Source organism: Kitasatospora sp. NPDC032121 (genome assembly GCF_055580145.1).
Map to the genome: position 1 here is coordinate 63,538 of NZ_JBVILX010000015.1, position 26,411 is coordinate 89,948.

General features: G+C 73.7%; 25 protein-coding genes and 1 riboswitch. Of the genes, 15 read left to right on the forward strand and 10 right to left on the reverse strand.

The annotated features are described in order from the left end of the window. Positions 1–119 precede the first annotated feature (119 nt). Positions 120–1,127, forward strand: a complete 1,008-nt coding sequence (locus ACZ5OX_RS29365; protein WP_465634238.1) for a carbohydrate-binding protein — start codon at positions 120–122, stop codon at positions 1,125–1,127. Between the two features lie 72 nt (positions 1,128–1,199). On the opposite strand, the gene nagA is transcribed toward ACZ5OX_RS29365, so the two are convergent. Together nagA and ACZ5OX_RS29375 are read right to left on the reverse strand one after the other, a co-directional pair. Next, on the reverse strand, positions 1,200–2,396 hold the full coding sequence (gene nagA, locus ACZ5OX_RS29370; protein WP_465634240.1) for an N-acetylglucosamine-6-phosphate deacetylase: 1,197 nt from the start codon (positions 2,394–2,396) through the stop codon (positions 1,200–1,202). Then, positions 2,393–3,340, reverse strand: coding sequence for an ROK family protein (locus ACZ5OX_RS29375; protein ID WP_449792701.1), 948 nt, complete (start codon positions 3,338–3,340; stop codon positions 2,393–2,395). The genes nagA and ACZ5OX_RS29375 overlap by 4 nt, the downstream gene beginning before the upstream one ends. A 324-nt stretch (positions 3,341–3,664) precedes the next feature. Here ACZ5OX_RS29375 and ACZ5OX_RS29380 point away from each other — a divergent pair, with 324 nt between their 5' ends. Then, positions 3,665–4,945: an extracellular solute-binding protein gene (locus ACZ5OX_RS29380; RefSeq protein ID WP_465634242.1), complete on the forward strand. Its 1,281-nt coding sequence runs from the start codon at positions 3,665–3,667 to the stop codon at positions 4,943–4,945. Positions 4,946–4,995: 50 nt separating this feature from the next. On the opposite strand, the gene ACZ5OX_RS29385 is transcribed toward ACZ5OX_RS29380, so the two are convergent. After that, positions 4,996–5,346 (reverse strand): cupin domain-containing protein, encoded by a 351-nt coding sequence (locus tag ACZ5OX_RS29385; RefSeq protein WP_392882550.1) that lies wholly within the window; start codon positions 5,344–5,346, stop codon positions 4,996–4,998. A 102-nt stretch (positions 5,347–5,448) separates the two neighbouring features. On the opposite strand from ACZ5OX_RS29385, the gene ACZ5OX_RS29390 reads away from it, so the two are divergent. After that, complete coding sequence (locus tag ACZ5OX_RS29390) at positions 5,449–5,676, forward strand: DUF3263 domain-containing protein (RefSeq protein WP_392882548.1); 228 nt, start codon at positions 5,449–5,451, stop codon at positions 5,674–5,676. A 103-nt stretch (positions 5,677–5,779) separates the two neighbouring features. Further along, a complete protein-coding gene (gene otsB, locus ACZ5OX_RS29395; RefSeq protein ID WP_465634243.1) occupies positions 5,780–6,619 on the forward strand; it encodes a trehalose-phosphatase in 840 nt (279 codons plus the stop codon). Here the strand turns inward: otsB and ACZ5OX_RS29400 are convergent. Further along, positions 6,606–8,072: an alpha,alpha-trehalose-phosphate synthase (UDP-forming) gene (locus tag ACZ5OX_RS29400; RefSeq protein ID WP_465634244.1), complete on the reverse strand. Its 1,467-nt coding sequence runs from the start codon at positions 8,070–8,072 to the stop codon at positions 6,606–6,608. The two genes, otsB and ACZ5OX_RS29400, sit on opposite strands and share 14 nt — an antisense overlap. Before the next feature lie 96 nt (positions 8,073–8,168). Further along, a complete protein-coding gene (locus ACZ5OX_RS29405; RefSeq protein WP_465634246.1) occupies positions 8,169–9,206 on the reverse strand; it encodes a glucosyl-3-phosphoglycerate synthase in 1,038 nt (345 codons plus the stop codon). A gap of 111 nt (positions 9,207–9,317) precedes the next feature. Continuing rightward, a riboswitch (SAM riboswitch) is annotated at positions 9,318–9,452 on the forward strand. A gap of 16 nt (positions 9,453–9,468) precedes the next feature. Here ACZ5OX_RS29405 and thrC point away from each other — a divergent pair. The 5 genes from thrC to ACZ5OX_RS29430 all read left to right on the forward strand — a co-directional run bounded on the left by thrC (position 9,469) and on the right by ACZ5OX_RS29430 (position 14,227). Further along, the gene (gene thrC / locus ACZ5OX_RS29410) at positions 9,469–10,749 is read left to right on the forward strand and encodes a threonine synthase (RefSeq protein WP_465634247.1); all 1,281 of its coding nucleotides are present in this window, start codon (positions 9,469–9,471) and stop codon (positions 10,747–10,749) included. Positions 10,750–10,775: 26 nt separating this feature from the next. Next, a complete protein-coding gene (locus ACZ5OX_RS29415; protein ID WP_449792709.1) occupies positions 10,776–11,054 on the forward strand; it encodes a MoaD/ThiS family protein in 279 nt (92 codons plus the stop codon). A gap of 553 nt (positions 11,055–11,607) precedes the next feature. After that, positions 11,608–11,811, forward strand: a complete 204-nt coding sequence (locus tag ACZ5OX_RS29420; protein ID WP_030289665.1) for a cold-shock protein — start codon at positions 11,608–11,610, stop codon at positions 11,809–11,811. 323 nt (positions 11,812–12,134) lie between these two features. Then, positions 12,135–13,757 (forward strand): chaperonin GroEL, encoded by a 1,623-nt coding sequence (gene groL, locus ACZ5OX_RS29425; RefSeq protein WP_316526858.1) that lies wholly within the window; start codon positions 12,135–12,137, stop codon positions 13,755–13,757. Between the two features lie 113 nt (positions 13,758–13,870). Continuing rightward, positions 13,871–14,227: a hypothetical protein gene (locus ACZ5OX_RS29430; RefSeq protein ID WP_449792710.1), complete on the forward strand. Its 357-nt coding sequence runs from the start codon at positions 13,871–13,873 to the stop codon at positions 14,225–14,227. 83 nt (positions 14,228–14,310) lie between these two features. Here ACZ5OX_RS29430 and ACZ5OX_RS29435 read toward each other — a convergent pair whose 3' ends face one another. Continuing rightward, the gene (locus tag ACZ5OX_RS29435; protein ID WP_465634248.1) at positions 14,311–14,946 is read right to left on the reverse strand and encodes an HD domain-containing protein; all 636 of its coding nucleotides are present in this window, start codon (positions 14,944–14,946) and stop codon (positions 14,311–14,313) included. Between the two features lie 65 nt (positions 14,947–15,011). Here ACZ5OX_RS29435 and ACZ5OX_RS29440 point away from each other — a divergent pair, with 65 nt between their 5' ends. The 3 genes from ACZ5OX_RS29440 to ACZ5OX_RS29450 all read left to right on the forward strand — a co-directional run bounded on the left by ACZ5OX_RS29440 (position 15,012) and on the right by ACZ5OX_RS29450 (position 17,181). Beyond that, positions 15,012–15,395, forward strand: coding sequence for a PadR family transcriptional regulator (locus ACZ5OX_RS29440; RefSeq protein ID WP_465634249.1), 384 nt, complete (start codon positions 15,012–15,014; stop codon positions 15,393–15,395). Continuing rightward, positions 15,392–16,360: a hypothetical protein gene (locus tag ACZ5OX_RS29445; protein ID WP_465634251.1), complete on the forward strand. Its 969-nt coding sequence runs from the start codon at positions 15,392–15,394 to the stop codon at positions 16,358–16,360. The genes ACZ5OX_RS29440 and ACZ5OX_RS29445 overlap by 4 nt, the downstream gene beginning before the upstream one ends. Before the next feature lie 134 nt (positions 16,361–16,494). Then, positions 16,495–17,181 (forward strand): copper homeostasis protein CutC, encoded by a 687-nt coding sequence (locus ACZ5OX_RS29450; RefSeq protein WP_465634252.1) that lies wholly within the window; start codon positions 16,495–16,497, stop codon positions 17,179–17,181. Positions 17,182–17,235: 54 nt separating this feature from the next. Here ACZ5OX_RS29450 and ACZ5OX_RS29455 read toward each other — a convergent pair whose 3' ends face one another. Continuing rightward, entirely contained in the window at positions 17,236–19,293 is a 2,058-nt protein-coding gene (locus ACZ5OX_RS29455; protein WP_465634254.1) for a HelD family protein, read from the reverse strand. 403 nt (positions 19,294–19,696) lie between these two features. On the opposite strand from ACZ5OX_RS29455, the gene ACZ5OX_RS29460 reads away from it, so the two are divergent. Beyond that, positions 19,697–19,858, forward strand: a complete 162-nt coding sequence (locus ACZ5OX_RS29460) for a hypothetical protein (protein WP_465634255.1) — start codon at positions 19,697–19,699, stop codon at positions 19,856–19,858. Positions 19,859–19,879: 21 nt separating this feature from the next. Here the strand turns inward: ACZ5OX_RS29460 and ACZ5OX_RS29465 are convergent, their stop codons facing one another. Then, on the reverse strand, positions 19,880–21,517 hold the full coding sequence (locus ACZ5OX_RS29465; RefSeq protein ID WP_465634257.1) for a DNA repair helicase XPB: 1,638 nt from the start codon (positions 21,515–21,517) through the stop codon (positions 19,880–19,882). A 125-nt stretch (positions 21,518–21,642) separates the two neighbouring features. Here ACZ5OX_RS29465 and ACZ5OX_RS29470 point away from each other — a divergent pair, with 125 nt between their 5' ends. Next, complete coding sequence (locus tag ACZ5OX_RS29470) at positions 21,643–21,897, forward strand: hypothetical protein (protein ID WP_392882511.1); 255 nt, start codon at positions 21,643–21,645, stop codon at positions 21,895–21,897. Between the two features lie 12 nt (positions 21,898–21,909). Here ACZ5OX_RS29470 and ACZ5OX_RS29475 read toward each other — a convergent pair whose 3' ends face one another. After that, complete coding sequence (locus ACZ5OX_RS29475; RefSeq protein WP_465634258.1) at positions 21,910–24,411, reverse strand: helicase-associated domain-containing protein; 2,502 nt, start codon at positions 24,409–24,411, stop codon at positions 21,910–21,912. A 168-nt stretch (positions 24,412–24,579) separates the two neighbouring features. On the opposite strand from ACZ5OX_RS29475, the gene ACZ5OX_RS29480 reads away from it, so the two are divergent. After that, a complete protein-coding gene (locus tag ACZ5OX_RS29480; RefSeq protein ID WP_465634259.1) occupies positions 24,580–25,530 on the forward strand; it encodes a hypothetical protein in 951 nt (316 codons plus the stop codon). Positions 25,531–25,614: 84 nt separating this feature from the next. On the opposite strand, the gene ACZ5OX_RS29485 is transcribed toward ACZ5OX_RS29480, so the two are convergent. Continuing rightward, positions 25,615–26,250: an NAD(P)-dependent oxidoreductase gene (locus tag ACZ5OX_RS29485; protein WP_465634261.1), complete on the reverse strand. Its 636-nt coding sequence runs from the start codon at positions 26,248–26,250 to the stop codon at positions 25,615–25,617. Positions 26,251–26,411: the final 161 nt, after the last annotated feature.

Here is a 26,411-nt window from a genome sequence, read left to right on the forward strand (position 1 = left end):
TCCCGCCAGGTTACCGGTGAGTTGTCAAGGGGTCTTTTCCCGCTGTCACGTACGGCAGGTAGGGTTCCCGGTACGACAGCGTCCATGATCTGTGCCGCCCGCAGCCGGCGGTGCACCGGATGGGGGAGCAGACCACCGTGACGACCGCCGGCAGCAACGGAGTGCCCGAGGGCCAGGGGGGCGGTGCCCCGCAGGACGACGACCCGTTCGGCTACCTCTACCGCCCGGCCGACGGTTCCACCGGGCAGCCGGCCGAGCCGCAGCAGGGGGTCCCGCGCACGCCGTACAGCCGTCCGATGGAGGTCGGGCGCGCGCAGTACGGCTACCCGCCGCGGGCTCAGCAGCAGCCGTACGGCCCGCAGGGCGGTCAGCCGCAGGGGTACCCGGGCGGCCAGCCGCAGGCCCCTTACGGCGGCCAGCCCGGCCAGCCGCAGCAGCCCGAGTACGGTGCCGTGCCCGCCCAGCAGACCCGCTACGCGGAGCACTCCCGGCCGCAGCCGGGGGAGGAGCCCCGCAGCAGCGGCCGCAGCAAGGGCGCGGTGATCGGCGCGGTGGCCGTGGTCGCGGCGATAGCGATCGGGGCCGGCATAGCGCTCTCCACCGGGGACCCGGACGACAAGGGCGGCAAGGGCGGCGTCGCGACCTCCGCACCGCCGGCCCCCACCACCCCGGCTCCGACGGCCACGTCCGCGAGCGCCGCCCCGTCGGCGAGCACCGCCGCGATCACCGGCCCGACGAACGTGGACGCCGGCCAGTTCCAGGCGCAGAACGCGCCGGTGGGCAACAGCGTCAAGGGCGCCAAGTCGGCCGACGGCAGTTACCTGACGCTGCAGCCGGGCGGCTCGGTGACCTGGACCGGCGAGATCGCCACGGCCGGGACGTACAAGCTGTCCGTGCACTACAACTACACGGGCGCCGACATCAAGGGCAGCGCCGTGGTGAACGGCAAGGACTGGCCGAGCGGGGTGACCTACAAGATCTACGGGGCGCCCCCCAAGGACCAGACCTCCGCCTGGTTCTCCACCTGGATACTCCCGCAGTTCCAGGCCGGGACGAACTCGGTGACCTTCACGGTGCCCTCCGGGCCGGTCCTGATCGACCAGATCACCATCGAGCCGAGCGGCTGACCCCGCCCCGGACGCGACACGGCCGCCCGTCCCCTCCCGGGGGCGGGCGGCCGTCGTGTCGGCGGGCTCCGGTCAGTCGGCCTTCACGGGCCGGAACCGCTCGCCGCCGAGGACCCACCGGCCGCGGCGCATCACGGCGACCAGGTCGTAGCTCTCGGAGTCGACCACGACCAGGTCGGCGAGCTTGCCGGCCTCCAGTGAGCCGATCGAGTCGCTCAGGCCGATCAGCCGGGCCGGGGTGGCGGACAGCGACTCGACGGTCTGGTTCAGGCTCAGCCCGTTGACGGTGACCGAGCGCTTGAACGCCACGTCCAGGGTGAGGGTGGAGCCGGCGATCGCGCCGCCCTCGACCAGCCGGGCCACGCCGTCCTTGACGTCGACCTGGAGCGGTCCGAGCGGGTAGAGGCCGTCGCCCATGCCGGCCGCGCCCATGGCGTCGGTGATCAGGGCGACCCTCTGCGCGCCGGCGGTGCCGTAGGCGAGGTCGAGGACGGAGGGGTGCAGGTGCACGCCGTCGTTGATCAGTTCGACGGTGACCCGCTCGTCCTCCAGCAGCGCCACGATCGGGCCGGGGGCGCGGTGGGCGATGCCGGGCATGGCGTTGAACAGGTGGGTGGCGACGGTGGCGCCGGCCTCGATCGCCTCCAGGGTGGTGGCGTAGTCGGAGTCGGTGTGGCCGACGGCGGCGATCACGCCGAGGTCGGCGAGCATCCGCACCGAGTCCAGGCCGCCGGGCAGTTCGGGGGCCAGGGTGACCATCCTGGCGTGGCCGCGGGCGGCGTCGACCAGCTTGCGCACCAGCGCCGGGTCGGGGTCCCGCAGCAGGTCGGGGCGGTGGGCGCCGCAGCGGCCCGGCGAGATGAACGGCCCCTCGAAGTGGATGCCGGCCAGGACGCCGTCCTCGACGAGTTCGGACAGGACGTGGGCCTGGCGGGCGAGGTCGTCGATCTCGCCGGTGACGGTGGAGGCCACCGTGGTGGTGGTGCCGTGCTCCAGGTGGGTGCGGGCGGCCAGCAGCGCCTCCTCGGCGATGCCGGAGGTGTACGAGGCACCGCCGCCGCCGTGGACGTGCAGGTCGACGAAGCCGGGCACGACGGTGTACCCGGTCAGGTCGAGGTCGCCGGGCTCGCTGTCGCCGCCACCCGCCTCGTTCCCGATGGCGGCGATGCGCTCGCCGTCGACGGTGAGGCGGCCGCCCTCGACGACGCCGCCGGGCAGGACCAGTCGGGCGCCGGCCAGGGCAGTACGGTCACGGTCCGCGGTGGTCACGCGGTCACCTCCAAGGTGAGCAGATCCCAGGCGAGCAGGCCAGCGCCCAGGGATGCGGCGGTGTCTTTGAGCATGGCGGGCACGACCTTCGGGGGCATCTGGAAGGTCAGTCGCTCGGCGACCGCCGCGCGCAGTGGGGTGAAGAGCGTGTCGGCGGCCTCGGCCAGCCCGCCGCCGACGATCACCGTCGACGGGTCGAGCAGGCTCTGGGCCAGGACGATGCCGTCCGCCAGGGCGTCGACGGCCCGCTGCCAGACCGCGACGGCACGGTCGTCCCCGGCGTCCACCGCGGCGGCGCAGGATGCCGCGTCGGCGTCGGGGTCACCGCTGGCCTCGGCCCAGGCGCGGGAGACGGCGGAGGCGGAGGCCAGCGTCTCCAGGCAGCCGCGGGCGCCGCAGCCGCACAGCGGGCCGCCGGGGCGGACCACGACGTGGCCGATCTCGCCGCCGTAGCCGTGCGCGCCGGCCTCGATCCGGCCGTCGATGCCGATGGCGCCGGCGATGCCGGTGCCGAGGGCGATGAACAGGAAGCGGTCGACGCCCCGGCCGGCTCCGATCCGGCCCTCGGCCAGGCCGCCGGAACGCACGTCGTGGCCGAGGGCCACCGGCATCGCGCCGCCCTGCGGCCCGGCCAGGCGCTCGCCGAGCAGCTTGCGCAGCGGGAGGTCGCGCCAGCCGAGGTTGGCGGAGTAGACCGCGATGCCGTTCTTCTCGTCGATCGTGCCCGGGACGGCGACACCGGCCGCGAGCGGGGCGACGCCGAAGCGGCTGCGGCCCTCGTCCGCCAGGTCGGTGGCGAAGTCGAGGATGGCGGTGACGACGGCGTCGGTGCCGTGCTCCCGCCCGGTCGGTCGGCGTGCTTCGAACAGCACGGAGCCGTCCTGGGCGAGCAGCGCGGCCTTCATGCCGGTGCCGCCTACATCGAGTGCGATGACGTGCTTCACGGAGGACAGTTTCCCTTGGGCGGGTCGAAGAGGTCTAGTCCAGTTGTCGGATTGGTCTGGTCCATACTGGGTGAGCTTTGTCGCAGCTGCGCAGGTGTGCGGGGCTTTGCGCCGGGGCGCGGGGCCGGGTGCCGGAGCGGGTGCGGACCGGGGTGCGCGGGGGTTTTGTTGCGCATTGTGCAATGACTCAGAGCACTTCGATAACTACTCGGGCGGGCCCGGTCGGTGGTGTGGACCGGCGGTCGGCGGGTTTGGCAGTGTGGCGCGTCCCCTGCCGGAATCCCCCGTTCCGGCCGATTCATCCCCCCGAAGGCGGTACCCGCGTTGAACAGGCGCGTCCACGTTCCCACCCGTGTGCTCGGCGGTGTGCTGGCCGGAACACTGGTCCTCATCGCGGCCAGTGCCTGCGCCGGGAAGGACGACGGGCCCGTCACCCTCAAGCTGGTCGCGGCCGACTACGGGGAGAGCCCCGAGACCAACTCCCAGCACTACTGGGACGCGGTCGCCAGGGACTTCGAGGCGGCCAACCCCGGGATCAAGGTCAGCGTCGAGGTGGACAGCTGGACCGAGATCGGCAAGAAGGTCGAGGACATGATCGCGGCCGGCAAGTCGCCGGACCTGCTGCAGACCGGCGGCTTCGCCGACCAGGTGGCGGCGGAGCGGCTCTACCCGGCGTCCGACGTGCTTTCGGTGGAGACCCAGGCCAGGTTCCTGGAGACCTTCGCGCACGCCGGGCAGGTGCTCGGGACGCAGTACGGGATCCCGTTCGTCTCCTCGTCGCGGGTGCTCTTCTACAACAAGGCGATGTTCCGGCAGGCCGGGATCGCCCAGCCGCCGGCCACCTGGAACGAGCTGCGGCAGGACGCGGAGAAGATCAAGGCCAAGGTGCCGGGGGTGACCCCGTACGGGTTGCCGCTGGGACCGGAGGAGGCGCCGGCCGAGTCGATGCTGTGGACGCTGAGCGGCGGCGGCAGCATCTCCGACGACGTCGGCAACTACACCATCGACAGCTCCCAGAACCAGGCGACCTTCAGCTGGCTGAAGAGCAACCTGGTGGCCACCGGGCTGACGTACCCGGACCCCGGCAAGATGAACCGCACCCCGGTGTTCCAGGACTTCGCCGCGGGGAAGGTGGCGATGCTGAACGGGCATCCGACGCTGCTGCGGATGGCGACCGCCGGGAAGGTCGAGTTCGGGACGGCGCCGATCCCGAAGCGGGACGGGCTCGGGCGCACGGGGAGCCTCGGGGTCGCGGACTGGATGATGGCGTTCAAGGCGAACGGGCACAAGAACGAGATCAAGAAGTTCCTGTCGTTCGTCTACGACAAGGACAACCAGCTGAAGTTCGACGAGCAGTACAACCTCCTGCCGGTCACCCAGGACGCGTTCGCGCAGATGTCGACGGACCCGAAGCACGAGGACCTCAAGCAGTTCGCGGTCGGGCTGACCAACGCGAGCTTCTACCCGTTCGGGGACCCGGCCTGGGGCGAGGTCAGCGACCGGATCAAGGCGGGGATCGGGCAGGCGGTGACGGGGGATCCGAAGCAGGTGCTCGGGGGGCTGCAGGACGCGGCCGTGAAGGAGGCGGCGGCGGTCCGCAAGTAGGGGCCGGGGGCCGGGGGCCGGCCCCCGGCCCGGGCGGGGTCGTCCGGCTCCTACGGGAGCGTGATGGCGTAGGCCTTGCGGAGGGTCTCGTGGACCGTCCAGGTGGTGCGGTCGCCCTCGCGCAGGACCGCGCAGTCGCCGGGGCCGACCTCCAGGGTCGGGCCGCCCTCGATCTCGATGGTGGCCCGGCCGCTGAGCACCACGAACATCTCGTCGGCCTCGACGTCGGTGACCACGCCGGGGGTGATCTGCCAGAGGCCGCGCAGGTGGCGGCCGTCGGCGGACTCGGAGAGCACCCTGCCGGTGACCTCGGGGGTGCCGGAGACGATCTGGGAGGGGTCCAGCGGGTCGGGGTCGAGGTCGGCGGTCGGGATGTGCAGGGCGAAGCTGGGCGTGGTCATGGGAGTGACGTTAGTGCGGCCGGGGTGGCGGTGGGGCGAGCACTGTGTGTCGGGGTCGCGCGGGAGAATGACACTCCGTAGTGGCGGGCGGAGGTGTGCGCGGTGGGCGAGCTGAGTGAGCGGGAACGGGCGGTGCTGGCGCTGGAGGGGCGGCAGTGGCGTACGGCGGGAGCCAAGGAGCGGGCGATCCGGGAGGAGCTGGGGCTCTCCTCCACGCGGTACTACCAGGTGCTGAACGCTCTGCTGGACCGGGAGGAGGCGCTGGCGCACGCGCCGGTGTTGGTGAATCGGCTGCGGCGGGTGCGGGAGGCTCGGCGGGGGGCTCGCTGATCGGCTCGCTGATCGACGGGGGGCTCTCGGGAGGGTGGGGGCTCCCGCGCGCCCGCGGGCCGGGGGAGTGCGGAGCGGGGTGCTCCGGGGTAGGGGCTCCGGTATGGGCTTTGAAGAGATGTTCGTGCCGGCGACCGGGGCTGGGCGGGACGGGGTGCGGGCCGTCCTGGCGGCGCCCGGGGATGCCGTGATCGGGTTGGACTTCGACGGGACGTTGGCGCCGATCGTGGCGGATCCGGAGCGGGCGCGGGCGCATCCGGGGGTGGTGGGGGCGTTGCGGCGGCTGGCTCCGGTGGTGGGCGGCGTGGTGGTGGTGACGGGGCGGCCGGCCGGGGTGGCGGTGGAGTACGGGGGGTTCGCGGGGCTGCCGGGGGTGGTGGTGCTGGGGCACTACGGGGCCGAGCGGTGGGAGGGCGGGGAGCTGTCGGCGCCGGAGGCGCATCCGGGGGTGGCGCGGGTGCGGGAGGAGTTGCCGGGGGTGCTGGAGCGGGTGGGGGCGCCCGGGGGGACGTGGGTGGAGGACAAGGGGCGGGCGGTGGCCGTGCACACCCGGCGGACGGCGGCGCCGCAGGAGGCGTTGGAGCTGTTGCGGGCGCCGGTGGGGGAGTTGGCGGCCGAGTACGGGCTGGTGGTGGAGCCCGGGCGGCTGGTGCTGGAGCTGCGGCCGCCGGGGGTGGACAAGGGGGCGGCGCTGACCGGCTTCCTGCGGGAGCGGAGGGCCCGTTCGGTGCTCTACGCGGGGGACGACCTGGGGGACGTGGCGGCCTTCGCCGCGGTGGAGAAGCTGCGCGGCGAGGGTGTCGCGGGGGTGCTGGTGTGCGCCGGCGCGGTGGGGGACGCGCCGGTGCGGGAGCTGGCCGACCGGGCGGACCTGGTGGTCGCCGGGCCGGAGGGTGTGGTGGAGCTGTTGGGGGCGTTGGGGGACGCGCTCACAGCGCGTTGAGCTGGTCCAGGAACCACTGCTGCGGGGGGAGTGCGGTGGCCGCCGCCGCCAGGCGCTTGGTGCGGTCGGCGCGCTCCTCCGGGCTCATGGTGAGGCCGGCGTGGAGGGCGTCGGCGGTGGCGATGACGTCGTAGGGGTTGACGGTGAGGGCGTCGTCCTTGAGTTCGGCGTGGGCGCCGGCCTCGCGGGAGAGGACGAGGGCGCAGCCGCGGTCGGAGACCACGGGGACCTCCTTGGCGACCAGGTTCATGCCGTCGCGGATGGGGTTGACCAGGGCGACGTCGGCCAGCCGGTAGGCGGCGAGGGAGCGCGGGAAGTCGTCGTCGACGTGCAGGATCAGCGGTTGCCAGGTGGGGGTGGCGAATTCGGCGTTGACGGCCTCGGCGAGCTCCCGGACCCGGGCCGTGTAGTCGCGGTACTCGGCGAGGTCGGTGCGGGACGGGTAGGCGAAGGCGATGTGCACCACCCGGTCGTGCCACTGCGGGCGGGTGCGGAGCAGGTGCCGGTAGGCCAGCAGGCCGCGGACGATGTTCTTGCTCAGCTCGGTGCGGTCGACCCGGACGATGGTGCGGCGGTCGCCGACGGCCGCGCGGAGGGCGGCGAGGCGTTCGTCGACGTCGGGGCGGTGGGCGCGCTCGCGCAGGAAGTCGGCGTCGGCGCCGAGGGCGTGCACGCCGAGGCGGGTGGTGCGGCCGTCGAGCGTGACGGAGAGCGCGTCGTGGTCGACGCCGGCGCCGAGGAGGTCCGCGCAGCAGGCGGCGAAGGCGCGGGCCCAGCGCTCGGTGAGGAAGCCGGCCCGGTCGGCGCCCAGGATGCCGGTGAGGACGGCCCGGGCGACGTCGTCGGGCAGCAGCCGGTAGTACTCGGGCGGGGCCCAGGGGGTGTGCGAGAAGTGGCCGATCCGCAGGTCGGGGCGGGCCTCCCGGAGCAGGGCCGGGACCAGGGAGAGGTGGTAGTCCTGGACGAGCACCGCGGCGTTCGGGGCGGCTTCGGCGGCCAGGGCTTCGGCGAAGGCCTCGTTGTAGGCCTGGTAGGCGGCCCACTCGGTGCGGAAGCCGGCGTCGAAGACGGGGGCGGTGGGGGTCGCGTAGAGCAGGTGGTGGACGAACCAGAGGGTGGAGTTGGCGACGCCGTTGTAGGCGCGGGCGAAGGTCTGCGGGTCCAGGTCCAGCATCCGCACGGCCTGGCCGCCGACCGCGTGGCCGGCCAGGTCGAGGCGGCCGTGCGGGGCCCCGGCGGCGGCTCTGCGGTCGGAGTCGTCGAGGGCGGCGCAGACCCAGACGGCGTTCGGGTCCTCGATGGCGGAGAGGCCGGAGACCAGGCCGCCGCCGCCCCGCCGCAGGGTCAGCGTGCCGTCGTCGGCGGTGCTGAAGGACACCGGTCCCCGGTTGGAGGCCACCAGGACGGGGGCGGTGCCGGTCGCGTTCGAACGGTTGGTCGTGAGATCGCCCATGGTTGGCATCTTGCCGGGGGCTCGGCGTGGCAAACCCGTGGGGCCTGTCTTCGAACCCCGGCGTCACCCCGCGGACGCGGGTTCGAGGACAGGCCCCTAATGACGGGTGGCGTATTCCGGCACGGTGTGCATCGGGGGGCGTTCCAGGGCGGTCACCGGGTGGGTGTGCGCGGTGAAGGCGCGGGTTTCCGGGTCGCGGGTGAACTGGGTGAGGTGGGGGTGGACGAGGTCGGCCGAGGCCTTGAGGCGGTGGGTGCGGTCGAGCCGTTCCAGGGCGGTCCGGTAGATGGTGGCGGCCATCCGGCCGAGGGCCTGGCCGTCCTGGTGGCGGTGGTGCCGGACGCCGACGTCCACCTGGGCCAGGGCGTCGAGGCCGGCCACTTCCAGGGCGTCGACCAGCAGGCCGAGTTCGACGCCGTAGCCGGTGGGGAAGGGCAGCCGTTCGAGCAGTGAGCGGCGGGCCGCGTACTCGCCGCCGAGGGGCTGGACGAAGCCGGCGAGTTCCGGCCAGTGGAGGTTGAGCAGGGGGCGGGCGACGAGTTCGGTGACCCGGCCGCCGCCGGCGGGCAGGACGGCGCCGTCCGACTCCAGCGGGCGGTCGTACATGGCCTTGACCAGCTGGATGGACTCGTCGGTGAGCAGCGGGCCGACGATGCCGGAGACGAAGGCCGGGTCGAACTCGCGCAGGTCGGCGTCGACGAAGCAGACGATGTCGCCGTGGGTGACCAGCAGGGAGCGCCAGAGCACCTCGCCCTTGCCGGGGACGGCGGGCAGCCGGGGGAGGATCCGGTCGCGGTGTTCCACCCGGGCGCCGGCCTCGGCGGCGACGGCGGCGGTGGCGTCGGTGGAGCCGGAGTCGACGACGACGAGTTCGTCGACGAGCGGGAGGCGTTCCATCAGCTCGCGGCGGACGGTGCGGACGATGTCGCCGACGGTGGCCTCCTCGTCCAGGGCGGGGAGGACCACGCTGACGGTGCGGCCGGTGCGTTCCTTGGCGTCGAGGAGGGTGCGGACCGGCCGGTCGGCCGCGCTCCAGGAGCGGCGGTGGAGCCAGGACGCCGCCTGCGGGAGGAGCTCGGGAGTCGGTTCGGGGGGCACGGAGGTCTCCTCGGCGGGGTCGGTGGAATCTGTCATCTCGCGTGGCGGACGGTCCCGTTCAGGATTGGCGCCTTCGGATACAGTCTTCGTACAGCGGTCGGACCTTCGCACGCCGGGGTCGCCGTTGAGCAGCACCACAATTTCACAAGCTCATCCAGAGGGACTGAGGGAACGGCCCGTTGACGTCCCGGCAACCTTCTCGCGCGGCTGTCGTCGACAGGCCCCGGCGGGACAGGTGCCAATTCCGGCCCGTGCGCGACCGCGCCACGGGGAAGATGAGGAGAGAGGCCTCGCCATCATGGCTATCGACACCGCCGCACCAGTTTCCGTCGACCTCGGCCCCGCCACCGCGCTGTCCTGTCGCGAGTGTGGCACCCGTTTCCCGCTCGGCCCCAGCTTCGCCTGCCTGGAGTGCTTCGGCCCGCTGGAGATCGCCTACGAGTTCGGCAGCGAGGGCGCCGAGGAGCTGCGCAAGCGGATCGAGGCCGGTCCGGCGTCGATCTGGCGGTACGCGCCGCTGCTGCCCGTTCCGGCGGACGTGGCCTCGAAGCCGAACCTGAACCCGGGGTGGACCCCGCTGGTGAAGGCGGACAACCTGGGCCGGGAGCTCGGGTTCACCGCCCAGCTGCACGTCAAGGACGACTCCGGGAACCCGACGCACTCCTTCAAGGACCGGGTGGTCGCGTGCGCGATCGAGGCGGCCCGGGCGTTCGGCTACACCACGCTGTCCTGCTCCTCCACCGGCAACCTGGCCGGCGCGGTGGGTGCGGCGGCGGCCAGGGCCGGGTTCCGGTCCTGCGTGTTCATCCCGCACGACCTGGAGCAGGGCAAGGTCGTCATGGCCGGGGTGTACGGCGGTGAGCTGGTCGGCATCGAGGGCAACTACGACGACGTGAACCGCTTCTGTTCGGAGCTGATCGGCGATCCGGCCGGCGAGGGCTGGGGCTTCGTCAACGTGAACCTGCGGCCGTACTACGGCGAGGGGTCCAAGACGCTGGCGTACGAGATCTGCGAGCAGCTCGGCTGGCGGCTGCCGGAGCAGATCGTGATCCCGATCGCCTCGGGCTCGCAGCTGACGAAGATCGACAAGGGTCTCCAGGAGCTGATCAGGCTGGGCCTGGTCGAGGACCGGCCGTACCGGATCTTCGGTGCCCAGGCCGAGGGCTGCTCGCCGGTGTCGGCCGCGTTCAAGGCCGGCCGGGACGTGATCAAGCCGGTCAAGCCGGACACCATCGCCAAGTCGCTGGCGATCGGCAACCCGGCCGACGGCCCGTACGTGCTGGACATCGCCCGCCGCACCGGTGGCGCGGTGGAGGACGTCACGGACGCCGAGGTCGTGGCGGCGATCCGGCTGCTGGCGCGGACCGAGGGGATCTTCGCCGAGACCGCGGGCGGGGTGACCGTCGGCGTGCTGAAGAAGCTGGTCGAGACCGGGCAGCTGGACCCGTCGAAGGAGACCGTCGCGATCAACACCGGCGACGGCCTGAAGACCCTGGACGCCGTCTCCGAGGCCGGGATGACCGCCGTCATCCGCCCGACGCTGGACTCGTTCCGCGCCGCCGGCCTCGTGTCCGCCTGAACCACCCGCCCCCGCAAGGAGAAGTCATGAGCGCCAACGTCCGCATCCCCACCATCCTGCGCACCTACACCTCCGGCGCCGCCGAGGTGACCGCCGAGGGCGCCACCCTGGCCGAGGTCGTCGCCGACCTGGAGAAGAACCACGCGGGCATCTCGGCCCGCATCCTGGACGACACGGGCAAGCTGCGCCGCTTCGTGAACGTGTACGTGAACGACGACGACGTGCGCTTCGCCGAGGGCCTGGCGACCGGGATCGAGGACGGCGCCAGCATCTCGATCATCCCGGCGGTGGCCGGCGGCTGCTGAGCCCGCAAGAGAACCCGCGGTCGCCCGCGCGTACGGAATTCCGCTGTCCGTATGCGCGGGCGACCGCTCGCATTCCTGCGGGAATATTTCCGGGTCGAGTCGGAGTAGAGTGTCGCTCGGCTGGGAACAGGGTTTCCCTTTCGGCCCCGCAGTGCTCGTTCGGCCCCGCAGTGCTCGGCCCGGGGCGTCCGGCCGATGAGACCGGCCCGTGAAACATGTCAGGCAGATGTCAGAATTACCGCAGGCATTTGGGTAATTCGTCCGCTATGTCCGGCGTGAAATGCCGAGAACATCCCGATTCGGTCCGTCCTGTCCCTTGACGCCGTACCGGAATTACCGGTGGTTGGGCCTGTTGCAGAGGGCGTCGATCCGGATACATTCAGCGGCGGTCGACGCAATCACCCGCTCGTCGGAGGCCGCCTGGCGTCCTGTGCGGAGGGTTGCGGCGTGCACGGCTGCGCCCAGGGGGGGTTCCCCGGGCCGGCCTTCAACCAACCCGGGCCCGCGACCTGCGGGCGCGCGAAGGGCCAGCACAGCACTAGGGGAGTTCGGAATGGCTCAGGGCACCGTCAAGTGGTTCAACGCGGAGAAGGGCTACGGCTTCATCGCGGTCGACGGTGGTGCGGACGTCTTCGTCCACTACAGCGCGATCCAGATGGACGGCTACCGCACCCTCGAGGAGGGCCAGCGGGTCGAGTTCGAGATCTCCCAGGGACAGAAGGGCCCGCAGGCGGACATGGTCCGCGCGGCGGTCTGACCCCTTCCGGCTCCAGGAGCTCGGCGCGGCCCCACGGCTGGTGACCTCTCGCTTCTCGACGGGCCCGTGCGACGTGTGTCGCACGGGCCCGTCGGCGTTCCCGGGCGGCTCCCGCGGCGGCTCGCGGATTGCCGATTGGGCTTGCACTCGACCACCCGGAGTGCTAATCATTGGCGTTAGCACTCACAGTGTGAGAGTGACAGCGGACCGGGTCGGTGAGGCCCCCGGGAGCGGCAGGGGAATGGACCTCCGCGCACCAGGGCCGTCCGTCGCGGGCACCCCTTGGTCCGAGCAGTCGACCGTGTCCCGGAGGACCACTTCTGATGGCCAAGATCATCGCCTTTGATGAGGAAGCTCGCCGCGGCCTTGAGCGTGGCATGAACCAGCTCGCCGACGCAGTGAAGGTCACGCTCGGCCCCAAGGGTCGCAACGTCGTGCTGGAGAAGAAGTGGGGCGCCCCCACGATCACCAACGACGGTGTCTCCATCGCCAAGGAGATCGAGCTCGAGGACCCGTACGAGAAGATCGGTGCCGAGCTCGTCAAGGAGGTCGCCAAGAAGACGGACGACGTCGCGGGTGACGGCACCACCACCGCCACCGTGCTCGCCCAGGCCCTGGTTCGCGAGGGTCTGCGCAACGTCGCCGCCGGCGCCAACCCGATGGCCCTGAAGCGCGGCATCGAGAAGGCCGTCGCGGCCGTCTCCGACCAGCTGCTGGCCCAGGCCAAGGACGTGGAGACCAAGGAGCAGATCGCCTCCACCGCCTCCATCTCCGCCGCCGACACCCAGATCGGCGAGCTGATCGCCGAGGCCATGGACAAGGTCGGCAAGGAAGGCGTCATCACCGTCGAGGAGAGCAACACCTTCGGCCTGGAGCTCGAGCTCACCGAGGGCATGCGCTTCGACAAGGGCTACATCTCCGCCTACTTCGCCACCGACCTGGAGCGCATGGAGGCGACGTTCGAGGACCCGTACATCCTCATCGCCAACTCCAAGATCGGCTCGGTCAAGGACCTGCTCCCGCTGCTGGAGAAGGTCATGCAGAGCGGCAAGCCGCTGGTCATCATCGCCGAGGACGTCGAGGGCGAGGCCCTGTCGACCCTGGTCGTGAACAAGATCCGTGGCACCTTCAAGTCCGTCGCCGTCAAGGCCCCGGGCTTCGGTGACCGCCGCAAGGCCATGCTCGGCGACATCGCCATCCTCACCGGTGGCACCGTCATCTCCGAGGAGGTCGGCCTGAAGCTGGAGAGCGCCGGCATCGACCTGCTGGGCACCGCCCGCAAGGTGGTCATCACCAAGGACGAGACCACCATCGTCGACGGTGGCGGCGACAGCGAGCAGGTCGCGGGCCGCGTGAACCAGATCCGCGCCGAGATCGAGAACAGCGACTCGGACTACGACCGCGAGAAGCTCCAGGAGCGCCTCGCCAAGCTGGCCGGCGGCGTGGCCGTCATCAAGGCCGGCGCGGCCACCGAGGTGGAGCTCAAGGAGCGCAAGCACCGCATCGAGGACGCCGTCCGCAACGCCAAGGCCGCCGTCGAGGAGGGCATCGTCGCCGGTGGTGGCGTCGCCCTGCTGCAGGCCGGTGTCGCCTTCGACAAGCTGGAGCTGGACGGCGACGAGGCCACCGGTGCCAACATCGTCAAGGTCGCGCTGGAGGCCCCGATCAAGCAGATCGCGACCAACGCCGGCCTGGAGGGTGGCGTCGTGGTGGAGAAGGTGCGCAACCTCCCCGCCGGTCACGGCCTGAACGCCGCCACCAACGAGTACGTCGACCTGGTCGCCGAGGGCATCATCGACCCGGCCAAGGTCACCCGCTCCGCGCTGCAGAACGCCGCCTCCATCGCGGCGCTGTTCCTCACCACCGAGGCCGTCATCGCCGACAAGCCGGAGAAGGCCGCCGCGGCCGCCGGCGGCGGCATGCCGGGCGGTGACATGGACTTCTGATCCTGATCGCTCCGATCGGATCGGCTGGTTCCTCGTCCGTGTGGGCGGCTCCCTTCGGGGGGCCGCCCACACGGCGTTTCGGCGTTCGGGGGAGTTGAGGAGAGGATGGACGGATGGCTGCCGACGACATCGAGACCGCCCTGCACAACGCGCGGGCACTGATCCTGGCCGACCTCACCGCGCGGGACGTGGCGGACGCCGCCGTCGTCTCGCTGGTGGAGCAGGCCGTGACGCACCGCCGCTGGTGGCTGGAGCAGTGGCCCGACGGCACCGACTACGTGCTCGGACTGGTCGCCCAGGACGTCCAGGACGCGCTCCTGGAGGCGTACGGCCGCTGGCCGCTGTGCACCGACTGCGCGGCCGACGGGGATCCGCACGCGCTGAGCGTGGAGCCCGAGTTGGGGCCGGAGCCGCACTGGGTGTGCGGCAAGCAGGGCGCGGTGGTGGCTCCGGTGGGGGAGCTCTCCTAGGCCGCGCGGCGCGGCTGACGGGCGCGCGCGTGCGGGGGGAGCCGGCTGCTGCCCGCGCGTGCGGGCGCGCGGGCGGGCTCGTGTCAGAGGGCGCCGAGCTCGGCCGTCAGGTTGGCGTGGGCGGCCGCCGTGAAGCGCTCGCGGGCGGCGGGCGTGCGGTAGAGCCCGGGCAGGTCGAGCAGGGCGAGCAGGTGGCGCAGTACGGCGGCCCGGCCGGCCGTGAAGTCCGGTGCGGGGACGAAGCCGTACTCCTCGCGGACGGCGGCCGCGTACGCCGCGTACGCCTCGGGGGTGCCGCCGAGGACGGCGAGGTCCGCGTCGCAGAGCACCTCGCCGTTGCGGTCGCCGGGGGCGGGGTCGTGGCCGACGGTGAGCAGCACGAGGCGCTCGACCTCGGCGACCCGCTCGGCGGGCAGCCCGGCGGCGGTCAGCGCGCGGACGGCGAGGGCGGCGCTGCGCTCCTCGTTCTCGGTGCGGTCCGGCCGGTAGACGGCGTCGTGGAACCAGGCCGCGAGGCGGACGGCCTCCGGGTCGGCGGCGTGCCCGGCCAGCTCGTCGACGTGCCGCAGCACCGCGCGCAGGTGCGCGACGGTGTGGTACCTGCGCTGCGGCTCCGACCAGCGGCGCAGCAGCTCCCGGCCGTACGGCTCGGGGTCGACGGCGGCGCCGCAGCGGTGCAGCAGGGCGGTCCAGGCGGCGAGCAGGTCCTCGGTCGGCATGGGCACATTGTGGCGGACGGGCCCGGCCCTGGACCTATAGGTAGGTTGGCGATATATGTAGTCGTATGACAGAACGCTCCATGCAGGAGCCCACGCTGCTGCTGCTCACCGCCCTGGCCGACGCGCCGAGACACGGTTACGCGCTGATCCAGGAGGTCGCCGCGATCTCGGACGGCCGGGTCAAGATGCGCACCGGCACGCTCTACGGGGCGCTCGACCGGCTGCTCGGCCAGGGCCTGATCGAGGTCGCCGCCGAGGAGGTGGTGGACGGTCGGGCTCGGCGCAGCTACGCGCTGACCGGGGCCGGCCGGGACGCGCTGGCCGCCGAGGCGGAGCGGCTGCGGGCGGTCGCCACCGAGGCCGAGCGCCGACTGGCCAAGATCCGGTCGGTGCTGCCGGGCGGGGCCGGGTCGCAGGGGCGGCCCGCGGCGGGGGGAGGCTTCTCATGAGCGCACCGGCGATCGGCGCGGGGCCCTCGGTGGCGCTGCGGACCGCGCTCCGGTTCTACCCGGAGCGGTACCGCCGCGAGCGCGGCGAGGAACTGGCCGAGGTGTTCGCCGACACGACGGCGGAGGGCGGCCGCCTGGCGGTCACCCGGGAGCTCCTCGGCCTGGCGGTGTACGGGCTGCGGGTGCGGCTCGGGCTGACCGGGGCCTCGCCGGCCGGGCGGCTGTTGGCGCTGGTCGCGCCGATGCTCGCCGGCGCGGTGGCCGGCGCGACACTGGTGGCCTGGGCGGCCACCGCGGGCCGGGTCGCCAACCGGCTCTCCTGGGACGGCTCGTACGGCACCTACGCCGAGCTGCTCTCCCGGCCGGTGGCCGCCGCGCTGCTCCTGGTGGCGGCGCTCCTCGGGCGGTGGACGGCGGTGCGGGGCAGCGCGCTGGTCCTGGGCGCGGTGGGGCTGTACGAGCTGGTGGAGGCCGTGTGGGTCTCCTCCTTCGACGCGTGGTGGAGCGGCTACATCGGGATGGCCTCGCTGCCGCTGGTGCTGGCCGCGCTGCTGCTGGCCGCGGCGCCGACCGACCTGCTGGCCCGGCCGACCTGGCGCGCCGGTGGGCTGGTGCTGGTGTCGGCGGCCGTGGGCGGGCTGCTGGAGACGGCCCAGAACTGGGACGACGCCACCTTCCCGCTGGACCTGCCGTGGGTCGTGGCGATGCTGGTCCTCCCGCTGCTGCTGACCTTCGCCGGGCTGCGCGGGCGGGCGGCCCCGGCGGCCGCGGGGGTGGCGGTGCTGGTGCTGACCGGGCCGGGCTGCCTGTTCAACATCTGGCGCGAGTCCCGGGGTATCTCGCACCTGCTTCCGGTGGCGGCGCCGACGGTGGCGCTGCTGGTGCTGGTGGCGGTGGTGGTGCACCGGTCCGGGCGGCGCGCGGCGGTCGGGGCGGTCCACGGGGCGGTCCACGGAGCGGCGTGACGGCGGTGACTGAGGGCTGGTGGGGCGGGGCGGCGGGACCGGGCAGCTCCGGGGGCGTTCCGGTGTGACCGGATCGGGCCCCTGGGGGTCACCGGGGGTCGCCGGGCTCCGCCGGATGTGGCAGTCTGTCGAATATGTCTAGACCAATTTTCGAAGTCATCGCGCTGACGCCCCAGGACGCCCAGGCCGCCGAGTCGGGCGGCGCCGACCGGCTCGAACTGGTCACCGACATGGCCGCCGACGGGCTCACCCCGTCCGTCGAGGACTTCGGCCGGATCCGGGCCGCCGTCGGCATCCCGCTGCGGGTCATGCTGCGGATCCGGGACGGCTTCGCCCCCGGCGACGTGGACGAGCTGTGCGCCCGGGCCGCCGCGCTGCGGGCCGAGGGCGCCGAGGAGTTCGTCCTCGGCTTCCTCGACGCCGACGGCGCCGTCGACCTGGCCGCCACCACCGCCGTCGCCGAGGCGATCGCCGGCTGCCGCTGGACCTTCCACCGGGCGATCGACCACAGCACCGACCGGGCCGCCCTGCGGGCCGCCGTCGGCGGGCTGCCCGGCCTGGACACCTTCCTCACCTCCGGCGCGGCCGCCGGGGTGGACGCCGGGCGCGAGGTGCTGTCGGCCGAGCTGGCCCGGGCCGGCGAGCCCGGGTACCGGCAGCGGATCCTGATCGGCGGCGGTCTGCGGGCCGAGCACCTGAAGGAGCTGCGGGCGGAGGGCTTCGACGCCTTCCACGTCGGCGGCGCGGTGCGGGTCGACGGCTGGCGGACGCCGGTGGACGCGGCCAAGGTCGCCGAGTGGCGGGCGCTGATCGACGCCTGAGCGCGTGCCCGGAGGGGCCGGTCCGCGGGTCGGCCCCTCCGGGTGGGCGAGCCGCTACCGCAACTGCTCAGGCAGCGGCTCGCCGTGCAGCACCGTCAGCCCGGAGACGGCACGGGTCAGCGCCACGTACAGCCGCCGCAGTCCGGTCCGCTCGTCCGGCTCCCCGGCGATCACCGCGGCCGGCTCGTCCAGCACCACGTAGTCGTACTCCAGACCCTTGGCCAGCGAGGCGGGGACGAGGGTGAGCCGGGCCTCCGCGCTGGTCTCGGTGCCGGGGGAGAGGTACGGCAGGCCGGCCGCCGTGAGCGCCTCGGCGAACCGCGGGATGCGGGCGTCGGCGACGATCAGGCCGGTCGAGCCCTCGTGCTCCAGCGCCTCCCGGCAGGCCGCGAGGACCGCCTCCGTGCCGTCCCCGTCCCCGTCCGCGATCGGACGGATCGTCAGCGAGCCGGGCGCCTCGCGGACCGAGGAGGCCGGGGCCAGGCCGGGGGCGATCGCGGGGAGCAGCCGGGAGGCGTACGCGATGACCTCCTCCGGCACCCGGAAGCCCTTGGTCAGCTCCTCGATGTGCGCCTCCGGCTTGCCCAGGTGGCGCAGCGCCTCCGGCCAACTCGCCGTCGCCCACGGGGTGGTGCCCTGGGCGAGGTCGCCGAGGACGGTCGCCGAGCCGGTGGTGCAGCGGCGGCCGACCGCGCGGTACTGCATCGGGGAGAGGTCCTGGGCCTCGTCCAGCACCACGTGCCCGAGCGAGGGGGTGCGCTGCACCAGGTCGGTCGCCTCGTCCACCAGGACGGCGTCGGCCGCCGTCCAGCGGGCCGTCTTCACCGAGCGGCCGGGCTTGGGCCACAGCACCGCCCGCTGCTCCTCGGGCGTCAGCACGCCCTCGGCGCACTCGGCCAGGAACTCCGGCTCGGAGAGCAGTCGCAGGACCAGCTTCGCCGGGTCGACGGCCGGCCAACACTCCTTGACCACCGCCTTGACGGCGCTGTTGCGGGCCACCGCGTCCTGCACCCGGTCGTCCGGGGCCTCGCCGCCCTGCTCCATCTTCAGCAGCACGGCGTGCGCGATGCGCTGCGGCAGGGCGTCCCTGGACGCGCCGTAACGGACCTCGCGGCCCTTCAACTCCTCGATGATCTCGACCAGTTCGTACACCGGCACGCGCCAGCGGCGGGAGCCGCGGACCACCACGCAGGGCTCGGTGGGCAGCGAGATGCCCGAGCGCACGGCCCGGCGCAGCACCTCGGCCATCCGGGCGTCGCCCTTCAGCCGGGCCGCCTCCGGGGTGTCCTCGCCCCGCACCTCGACGTGTCCGACCAGCTGCTGCACGGTGGCCTGGGCGACGTCCAGCTCGCCGAGGGCAGGGAGCACCTGCTCGATGTAGGAGAGGAAGGCGTTGTTCGGGCCGATCACCAGGGTGCCGGTACGGGCCAGGCGCTCGCGGTGCGCGTACAGCAGGTAGGCGACGCGGTGCAGGCCGACGGCGGTCTTCCCGGTGCCGGGCGCCCCCTGGACGCAGATGGTGCCCGTGATGTCGGAGCGGACGATCTCGTCCTGCTCGGGCTGGATGGTGGCGACGATGTCGCGCATCGGGCCGACGCGGGGCTTCTCGATCTCGGCGGCCAGCAGGGCGGAGGTCTGCTCCGTCTCGGCCGGGTCGGTGAGGTGCTCGTCCTCGTAGGCGGTGAGCTCGCCGCCGGTGTAGCCGAAGCGGCGGCGGCGCTCGACGTCCATCGGCTCGGTGCGGCTGGCCCGGTAGAACGGCTGGGAGACCGGCGCGCGCCAGTCGATCACCATCGGGTCGCCGTCGGTGTCGTGGACGTGCCGGCGGCCGATGTAGAAGCTCTCGCCGCCGCTGCCCTCGCTCAGCTCCTCGCTGATCGCGTGGAGGTAGTCGAGGCGGCCGAAGAACAGCGGGGTGTGCGAGAGGTCGGCCAGTGCGGCGATCCTGGCCTCGATCTGGTTCTGCAGGACGAGGGTGGTGACCCAGCTGCCGGTCACGTCGCGGATGTCGAGCGACTCGACGTCCTCGCGCATGGCGCGCAGCGCGGCCCGGGACGCGGCCAGGTGGTCGCGTTCGCGCTGGAGGGGGTCGGTGGTGGGGGTGGCGGGCACAGCGAACCTTCCCGGCTGCCCCGGTGGCGGGTGCAGCGGATCGTAGGAGCTCACGGTGGGCACGCCGACCGGTTGCCGTGCGGTCGGCACCTCCCCCGGCTGCCTGCGGGACTTCAGCAGGTACCACGGTTCGGGAGGGGGCAGACGGACGATCTTAGACCCGTCCGTCCCGGGGTTCCAGCCGTGCTCCTCCCGGGGTTCCGGCCGCACCGGCCCCGGGGTTCGGGGCGCGCCGGTCCCGGGGTTCGGGGCGCGCCCCTCCCGGGTTCCGGCCGTGCGGGCCTCGGGGTTCGCCCTACCCCGGCCCCGGGGTCCGCCGTACACCCGCAGGACGACCCGCGCACCTGCGGATACGGCCTTTGGAGTGATGCCGACGGCCGTCCGGGTGCCTACCGTTGAAGACATGAGCACCACGAACCGAACCCCCCGATCCGGCCCGTCCGGCGCCACCGCCGCCTCCGGGCGTCACCGCAGCCCGCTCAGCACCGCCGTCCGCAACGTCGGCATCGCCCTGGACACCGCCGCGCGCGTGATCTTCCTCGGGCGCGACGGTGTCCGGTACTGAAACGCCCGGTACTGACGCGCCCTACAGCACGTCGTCCGCGTCGATGATCCGGTACGCGTAGCCCTGCTCGGCCAGGAAGCGCTGCCGGTGGGCGGCGAAGTCCTGGTCCACGGTGTCCCGGGCGACCACCGAGTAGAAGTGCGCCGCGTGGCCGTCCGCCTTGGGGCGCAGCACCCGGCCGAGGCGCTGGGCCTCCTCCTGGCGGGAACCGAAGGTCCCGGAGACCTGGATGGCGACGGTGGCCTCGGGCAGGTCGATCGAGAAGTTCGCGACCTTGGAGACCACCAGGACGCCGATCTCCTTGTTCCGGAAGGCGTCGAAGAGCTTCTCGCGCTGGGCGTTGCTGGTCTCGCCCTTGATCACCGGGGCGTCCAGGGCCTCGCCGAGCTCGTCCAACTGGTCGATGTACTGGCCGATGATCAGCGTCTGGTCCTTCTCGTGCTTCCTGACCAGTGCCTCCACCACCCGCCGCTTGGTCGCCGTGGTGGCACAGAAGCGGTAGCGCTCCTCCGGCTCGGCGGTCGCGTAGGCGAGCCGCTCGGAGTCGGTCAGGGTGACCCGCACCTCACAGCAGTCGGCCGGCGCGATGTAGCCCTGCGCCTCGATCTCCTTCCACGGCGCGTCGAAGCGCTTGGGGCCGATCAGGCTGAACACGTCGCCCTCGCGGCCGTCCTCGCGCACCAGCGTGGCGGTCAGGCCGAGCCGGCGGCGGGCCTGGAGGTCGGCGGTGAACTTGAACACGGGCGCGGGCAGCAGGTGCACTTCGTCGTAGACCACCAGCCCCCAGTTGCGGGCGTCGAACAGCTCCAGGTGGGCGTAGACGCCCTTCCGCTTGGTCGTCATCACCTGGTAGGTGGCGATGGTGACCGGGCGGATCTCCTTCCGCGTCCCGCTGTACTCGCCGATCTCGTCCTCGGTGAGCGAGGTGCGCTTGACCAGCTCGTGCTTCCACTGGCGGGCCGAGACGGTGTTGGTGACCAGGATCAGCGTGGTCGACTTGGCGTGCGCCATCGCCGCCGCGCCGACCAGCGTCTTGCCGGCGCCGCAGGGCAGCACGACCACGCCCGAGCCGCCGTGCCAGAAGCCCTCGACGGCCTGCTCCTGGTACGGGCGCAGCTGCCAGCCGTCCTCCTCCAGGTGGATCGGGTGCGCCTCGCCGTCGACGTACCCGGCGAAGTCCTCGGCGGGCCAGCCGAGCTTGAGCAGCACCTGCTTGATCTGCCCGCGCTCGGAGGGGTGGACCACCACGGTGTCCGGGTCGACCCGGGCGCCGACCAGCGGGACGATCTTCTTGGAGCGCAGCACCTCCTCCAGCACCGGCCGGTCGGTGGTGGTGAGCACCAGCCCGTGGGTCGGGTGCTTGACCAGCTGGAGCCGCCCGTACCGGCCCATGGTGTCCGCCACGTCCACCAGCAGCGCGTGCGGCACCGGGTAGCGCGAGTACGTCACCAGGGCGTCCACCACCTGCTCGGCGTCGTGCCCGGCCGCCCGCGCGTTCCACAGCCCGAGCGGCGTCACCCGGTACGTGTGCACGTGCTCGGGCGCCCGCTCCAACTCGGCGAACGGCGCGATGGCGCGACGGCAGTCGGCGGCCTTGGGGTGGTCGATCTCCAGGAGAAGAGTTTTGTCGCTCTGGACGATGAGCGGTCCGTCGTTCACGCGGGGGAGCCCTCCACTGGCTGACAGGGTGGATTGACGCAGACCCTCCAGTGTCGCGCATCGCGGGGGCTGCGCGGGAGGCCGCTCGGAGTGACCACGGTGCGTGCTCGCTCGTTGAGCTGGTCATGAAGAAGTCGAAGCGTGTTCTCACCGCCCTCGCCCTGATGGGCTCGGCCTTCGCGGCCACCGCGTCCTCGGCCGGTTCGGCGCATGCCCTCGCGGGCATCGGGGAGGGGCCCGGCGGGCTGCTCGCGGCGCCCGGGTTCCTGTTGGCGGACACCGTCACCGGGGGTGCGATGCCGGTCGGGCAGGGGCAGATCGGCAGCCTGGCGGACAAGGCCGTGCAGGAGAAGATGAAGGAGGCGCAGCAGGGGCACTGAGCGCCCCGGGGGTCACTCGTCGAGTTCCGCGACGCCGGTGATGCGGTGCAGGGCGAAGGTGCGGAGTTCGTCGGCGTGGTGGTCGAAGGCGGTGACGAAGCCGCCTTCGACCTTGACCGGGTCGATGATCCGCTGGCTGGCGATGCCCTCGGCGTTGAGGTAGCCGATCCACATGCGTTCGCCGAGCAGGACGGCCGTCTGGAGGGCGGCCAGGGTCTCCGCGGCGGCGGTGCGGGGGAGGTGGCGCGGGTCGGGGGTGGGATCGCGGCGGGTGGCGGTGGCGGCGCGGTCGCCGGCCCGGATGGCCTTGATGGCGGCCGCGAGCAGGGTGTCGTCGGGGGCGGGCGGCCCGTCGGGGACGGGCACGGGGGCGGTCCGGGGCGGGGTGCGGTGGCTGTCCGGACGGGTGATCAGCACGTCGCCTTCGGCGGACTCGGCGGCCGGGGCGTAGCCCATGGTGCGCAGGGCGGCGAGCAGGACGTCCGGGGCGGCCTGGGCGGCGAGGACGGTGGGGGCGAGCAGCCGGAGCCGCAGCTCGGCGGAGCGGCGGTCCGCGAGCACCTCGCCGAGCAGTGACGGGTCGTCGCAGCGCAGGTAGGAGGAGGCGGCGCCGACCCGCAGGACGCCGTGCCGGCGGGCGACGTCGTCGATCAGGTAGGCGAGCGGCTGCGGGACGGGTGTGCGGCTGTGCTGCTCCAGGAAGGTCCGCAGGTCGGTGGCGGTGCGGCCGGCGTCGAGGGCGCGGCGGACCGAGGCCGGGGTGAAGCGGTAGACGGTGGCGCCGCCCTTGGACTCGATGTCGGCGCACAGGGCGAGGGCCTGGGCGAGCGGGGTGAGCAGCGGGCCGGGGGCGATCGCGGTGAGGTCCGGCTGGAGGATCACGTGGTCCAGCGGCTGCGGGAGCAGCGGGGCGAGCACCTCGGCCGGGTCGGACTCGGCGGTCAGCAGTGCGCGGCCGGGGGCGGCCAGGGCGCCGCGGCCGGTGATGCCGAGGAGTTCGGCCTCGTCGAGGGTCCAGGCGGTGAGCTCGTCGCGCAGTTCGCGGCCGTCCGGGCCGGTGGGGCCGCCGCGCAGCGGGCGCTGCCAGCGCAGGGTGGGGAGCAGTTCCTCGGCGGTGGCCGGGGTGCCGGGCGGGAGTTCGGCGAGCAGGGCGAGGGCGGCGCGGCGGACGGACGGGGCGAGGGTGCGGTCGAGTTCGGGGCCGAGGGCGGCGCGCGGCTTGCCCCGGCCGTCCGGGGTGCCGGTGAGGGCGGGGACGCGGGTGGCGGCGAGCCAGGCGGTGGCCAGTACGGACCAGCGCTCGGCGGTGTCCAGGTGCAGCCAGGCGTCGTATGCCGGGGTGGGGGCCCAGCGTTCGTCCACCTCGCCGTCGGGGGCCAGCAGCCCCGCGGTGTAGGCGAGCTCGAGCCAGAAGGCGGTCTGCTGCTCGGTGGTCTCCAGGGCCTGGGCGGTGCGCTTGAGGTCGCGGACGCCGAGGCCGCCGGCGCGCAGGGTCAGCGGCGGGGTGAGGGCCCAGCCGTCCAGCAGCTCCTCGACGGTCTTGACCGCGGTGTGCGCCTGGCCGGCCGCGGCGCCGTCCACGGCCCCTGGGTCGCGCGGGGCGGCGGCGGGCACCGGCTCGGGCTGGACCGGTTCGATGGTGCGGTGGGTGCGGCCGCCGCGCAGGTGCAGCGCGAGTTCGCGGGGCAGGACGACGCTGCCGGGACTGGTGGGCAGCAGCAGGCCGCGGGCGAGCAGCCACTCGACCGGGCTCTGGGCGTCCTCGGCGGTGACCGGACGGGTGGCGTCCGGGACGGTGCCGGTGGGCGGGCCCCAGACCAGCCGTTCCAGCAGCCGCAGCGCGGCCTCGGGCGCGGTGGCGAGCAGCGCGGCGCAGCGGGTGCGGTCGGTGAGCAGCGCGGTGAGCGCGGCGATCGCGCTGACCGGGTCCGGGGTGGCGGGTTGCCCGGCCGAGGCGAGCAGCTGCTGCAGCCGGGCCGGGGACATGCCGACGGTGGCGTCGGCGAGGGTGGGGCCGAGTCCGGTGCGGCCCGGGTTGGTGGCGGTCGGGGCGAGCGCCTCGCGGACGGCGAGGACCAGCCGCAGCCCGTTGTCCGGGCCCCAGAGCAGCGCCCGGTCGCGCAGGGTGGCGATCGCGCGTGGCAGGGCGGTGGCGACGGCGGCCCGGTCGGCCGGGGTGAGCGGGGTCGCGCCGGGGTGCGGCTTGACCTTCGCCGGGCCGGTCAGCAGGGTGCGGACGGTGCTCAGCGAGGTGCCGTCCGGGGCGGTGGCCAGCGCCTCGGCGACCTGGAGGGTGAAGCGGTCGAGCCGTTCCAGGGCGCGCAGCGCGGAGGCGCGCGAGGAGAGCCGGGCGGACAGCTGGGTGAGGTCCCCGGGGACGGGGTTCAGCAGGTCGGGGCGGGAGCGGAGCAGGGCGGCGAGCGCGTCGTCGGGACGGGAGCGCAGCTCCTCGGCGAGGGTGCGCGGGCCGGTGGCGGACCTGCCCCGGCGTTGGGGGCCCTGCTGTGTGGTCATTCGACCTAGGTTAGTCGGGCGAGCGGACGGCGCGGTGTCCCTCGGCCGCCGTACCTCCGGCGCACCGCCGGGCGCGCGGACGTACTCGCGCGGGCGGGGGCGGGGTGGGTAGCGTCACGCCGAGGGCGGTTCGGTGGCGGCCGGTACGGGCGAGGCGGGGTGGTCGGTGTGACGGACGGCGAGTGGTGGCGCAAGAGCGGGCCGTGGAGCGAGCGTTCCGGCGGCGGTTCGGCGGACCGTTCGGCCGACCGTTCGGACGTCGGCCCGGACGTCGGCCCGGACGCCGGCCCGGGCGGGGCCGCGTCCGGCGGCGCCCCGGGGGCGCCGTCCGCCCCCGCCCCGGAACGTGACCCCGACAGCGTGTACGACCCGCCGGCGCCGAGCGCGGCCGGCATTCCGTCGGTGCCGCTGGACCTGCCGGACCTGGCCGCCGTCGAGGAGCGGTCGGACGCGATCCCGCCGCCGACGGTGTCGAGCACCGGCCCGTGGACGATGACGCTCTTCGACTTCTCGGACGGGCCGCGGCCCGCGCCGAAGCCGATCCCCGAGCAGCGCACGGCCGAGGAGGAGGCGGCGGCCGCGCCCGTGGCGGAGCCGGCGAAGCCCGCGGACCTGAGGAAGAAGCCGCGCCGGGGCCTGCTCAGGCCGGCCCCGGCCCCGGCCGCTCCCCCCGTGCCGCCCCAGGCCCCGGCCGGGAAGGCCGGGGGCAAGGTCAGGGGCAGGGGCAGGGGCAAGGTGGCGGAGAAGGATGCGTCCGCCCGCAAGCCCTCCCCGCTGATCCTGCTCTCCTGCCTCCTGCTGGTCGGCGGGGCGGTCTCCGGGTTCTTCCCGGCGATGCTGGCCGGCTGGGGCCTCGGGTACCTGTCCCGCCGGATCTCCGAGCTGATGCGCAAGTTCGTGGTCCTCGGCATTCCGCTGATCACGATGAGCGCGACCACCCTCTACTCCATGCAGCGGGCCAAGCAGGGCGGGGGCCAGGGCGGCGGCCTCCAGACGGGCTCGCCGCTGGGCGAGATCAGCTGGTCGTCGGCCCCGACCGTGCTGCGGGTGTCCGCCGTGCTGTCGGCGGTGGTCCTGCTGCTGCTCGCCATGCGCCGCCGCCCGCCGCAGGAGGGGTGAGCCGGGGCCGTACCGGCGGTCCTCCCGGGACGGCCGGGGCCTGAGCCGACGCCGTACTGCTCCGGCTGCGCGTCGGCGGCCGGGTCAGTCGTCGGCGAGGTGCACGAGGCGGCGGAAGGTCTCCGGGTCGCCGAGGTGGCCGACGATCCACCGGGCGACGGTGGCGCGGGTGACGGTGCCGGCGCGGGGGAGCGGCCGGTCGTACGAGACCTGGGGGCCCGGGGCCGGCGGTCCGTCCTTGAGCATCGGCACCCGGACCACCGTCCAGGCGGTGTCGGACCCGGCGAGCACCGCCTCCATCCGGGCGAGGTCGTGGTGGATCTCCCGGTACAGCCGGTCGGCCACCAGCGTGGCCACCATCCGCTGGGCGAACGGGAGCCGGCTGGTGTCCAGGCCCGCCGAGCTCATCGTCACCAGGTGCCCGGCGCCGCCGTCCCGCAGCGCCGCGGTCAGCTCGCGGGCGCCGTCGGAGAAGACGGAGGTGGCCCGGCGACCGGTGGTGCCGAGGGTGGCGACGACGGCGTCCTGGCCGTTCAGCGGGCCGTGCAGGGAGCCCGGCCGACCGACGTCGGCCCGTGCGGTCAGCGGGGTGCCGTGCGGGAAGTCCGGCAGCCGGGCGGGGTCGCGGACGACGGCGGTCACGGTGTGTCCGGCGGCCAGCGCGAGGTCGACCACCAGGCGGCCGGTGCGCCCGGTGGCTCCCACGACTGCGATCCTCATCGGTTCCTCCTCGGGATGCCCGGGACTCGGGGGTTCGGGCTCGGGGTTCGGGCTCGGCCCGGGCCTGGGCTCGGGCTTGGGCCCGGCAGCGGTTGTCATTCATTCAGACGGGCTGTATGAATGAAATCAAGTGAACCACAGCACACCCCGAGCGCAAGCCC

Excerpts from the sequence above, each read along its gene's own strand:
- ACZ5OX_RS29365 (WP_465634238.1), top strand. The coding sequence starts at position 120 with ATGGGGGAGCAGACCACCGTGACGACCGCCGGCAGCAACGGAGTGCCC.
- ACZ5OX_RS29385 (WP_392882550.1), bottom strand. The coding sequence starts at position 5,346 with ATGACCACGCCCAGCTTCGCCCTGCACATCCCGACCGCCGACCTCGAC.
- otsB (WP_465634243.1), top strand. The coding sequence starts at position 5,780 with ATGGGCTTTGAAGAGATGTTCGTGCCGGCGACCGGGGCTGGGCGGGAC.
- ACZ5OX_RS29400 (WP_465634244.1), bottom strand. The coding sequence starts at position 8,072 with ATGGGCGATCTCACGACCAACCGTTCGAACGCGACCGGCACCGCCCCC.
- ACZ5OX_RS29405 (WP_465634246.1), bottom strand. The coding sequence starts at position 9,206 with ATGACAGATTCCACCGACCCCGCCGAGGAGACCTCCGTGCCCCCCGAA.
- thrC (WP_465634247.1), top strand. The coding sequence starts at position 9,469 with ATGGCTATCGACACCGCCGCACCAGTTTCCGTCGACCTCGGCCCCGCC.
- ACZ5OX_RS29415 (WP_449792709.1), top strand. The coding sequence starts at position 10,776 with ATGAGCGCCAACGTCCGCATCCCCACCATCCTGCGCACCTACACCTCC.
- ACZ5OX_RS29420 (WP_030289665.1), top strand. The coding sequence starts at position 11,608 with ATGGCTCAGGGCACCGTCAAGTGGTTCAACGCGGAGAAGGGCTACGGC.
- groL (WP_316526858.1), top strand. The coding sequence starts at position 12,135 with ATGGCCAAGATCATCGCCTTTGATGAGGAAGCTCGCCGCGGCCTTGAG.
- ACZ5OX_RS29430 (WP_449792710.1), top strand. The coding sequence starts at position 13,871 with ATGGCTGCCGACGACATCGAGACCGCCCTGCACAACGCGCGGGCACTG.
- ACZ5OX_RS29435 (WP_465634248.1), bottom strand. The coding sequence starts at position 14,946 with ATGCCGACCGAGGACCTGCTCGCCGCCTGGACCGCCCTGCTGCACCGC.
- ACZ5OX_RS29440 (WP_465634249.1), top strand. The coding sequence starts at position 15,012 with ATGACAGAACGCTCCATGCAGGAGCCCACGCTGCTGCTGCTCACCGCC.
- ACZ5OX_RS29445 (WP_465634251.1), top strand. The coding sequence starts at position 15,392 with ATGAGCGCACCGGCGATCGGCGCGGGGCCCTCGGTGGCGCTGCGGACC.
- ACZ5OX_RS29450 (WP_465634252.1), top strand. The coding sequence starts at position 16,495 with ATGTCTAGACCAATTTTCGAAGTCATCGCGCTGACGCCCCAGGACGCC.
- ACZ5OX_RS29460 (WP_465634255.1), top strand. The coding sequence starts at position 19,697 with ATGAGCACCACGAACCGAACCCCCCGATCCGGCCCGTCCGGCGCCACC.
- ACZ5OX_RS29470 (WP_392882511.1), top strand. The coding sequence starts at position 21,643 with ATGAAGAAGTCGAAGCGTGTTCTCACCGCCCTCGCCCTGATGGGCTCG.
- ACZ5OX_RS29475 (WP_465634258.1), bottom strand. The coding sequence starts at position 24,411 with ATGACCACACAGCAGGGCCCCCAACGCCGGGGCAGGTCCGCCACCGGC.
- ACZ5OX_RS29485 (WP_465634261.1), bottom strand. The coding sequence starts at position 26,250 with ATGAGGATCGCAGTCGTGGGAGCCACCGGGCGCACCGGCCGCCTGGTG.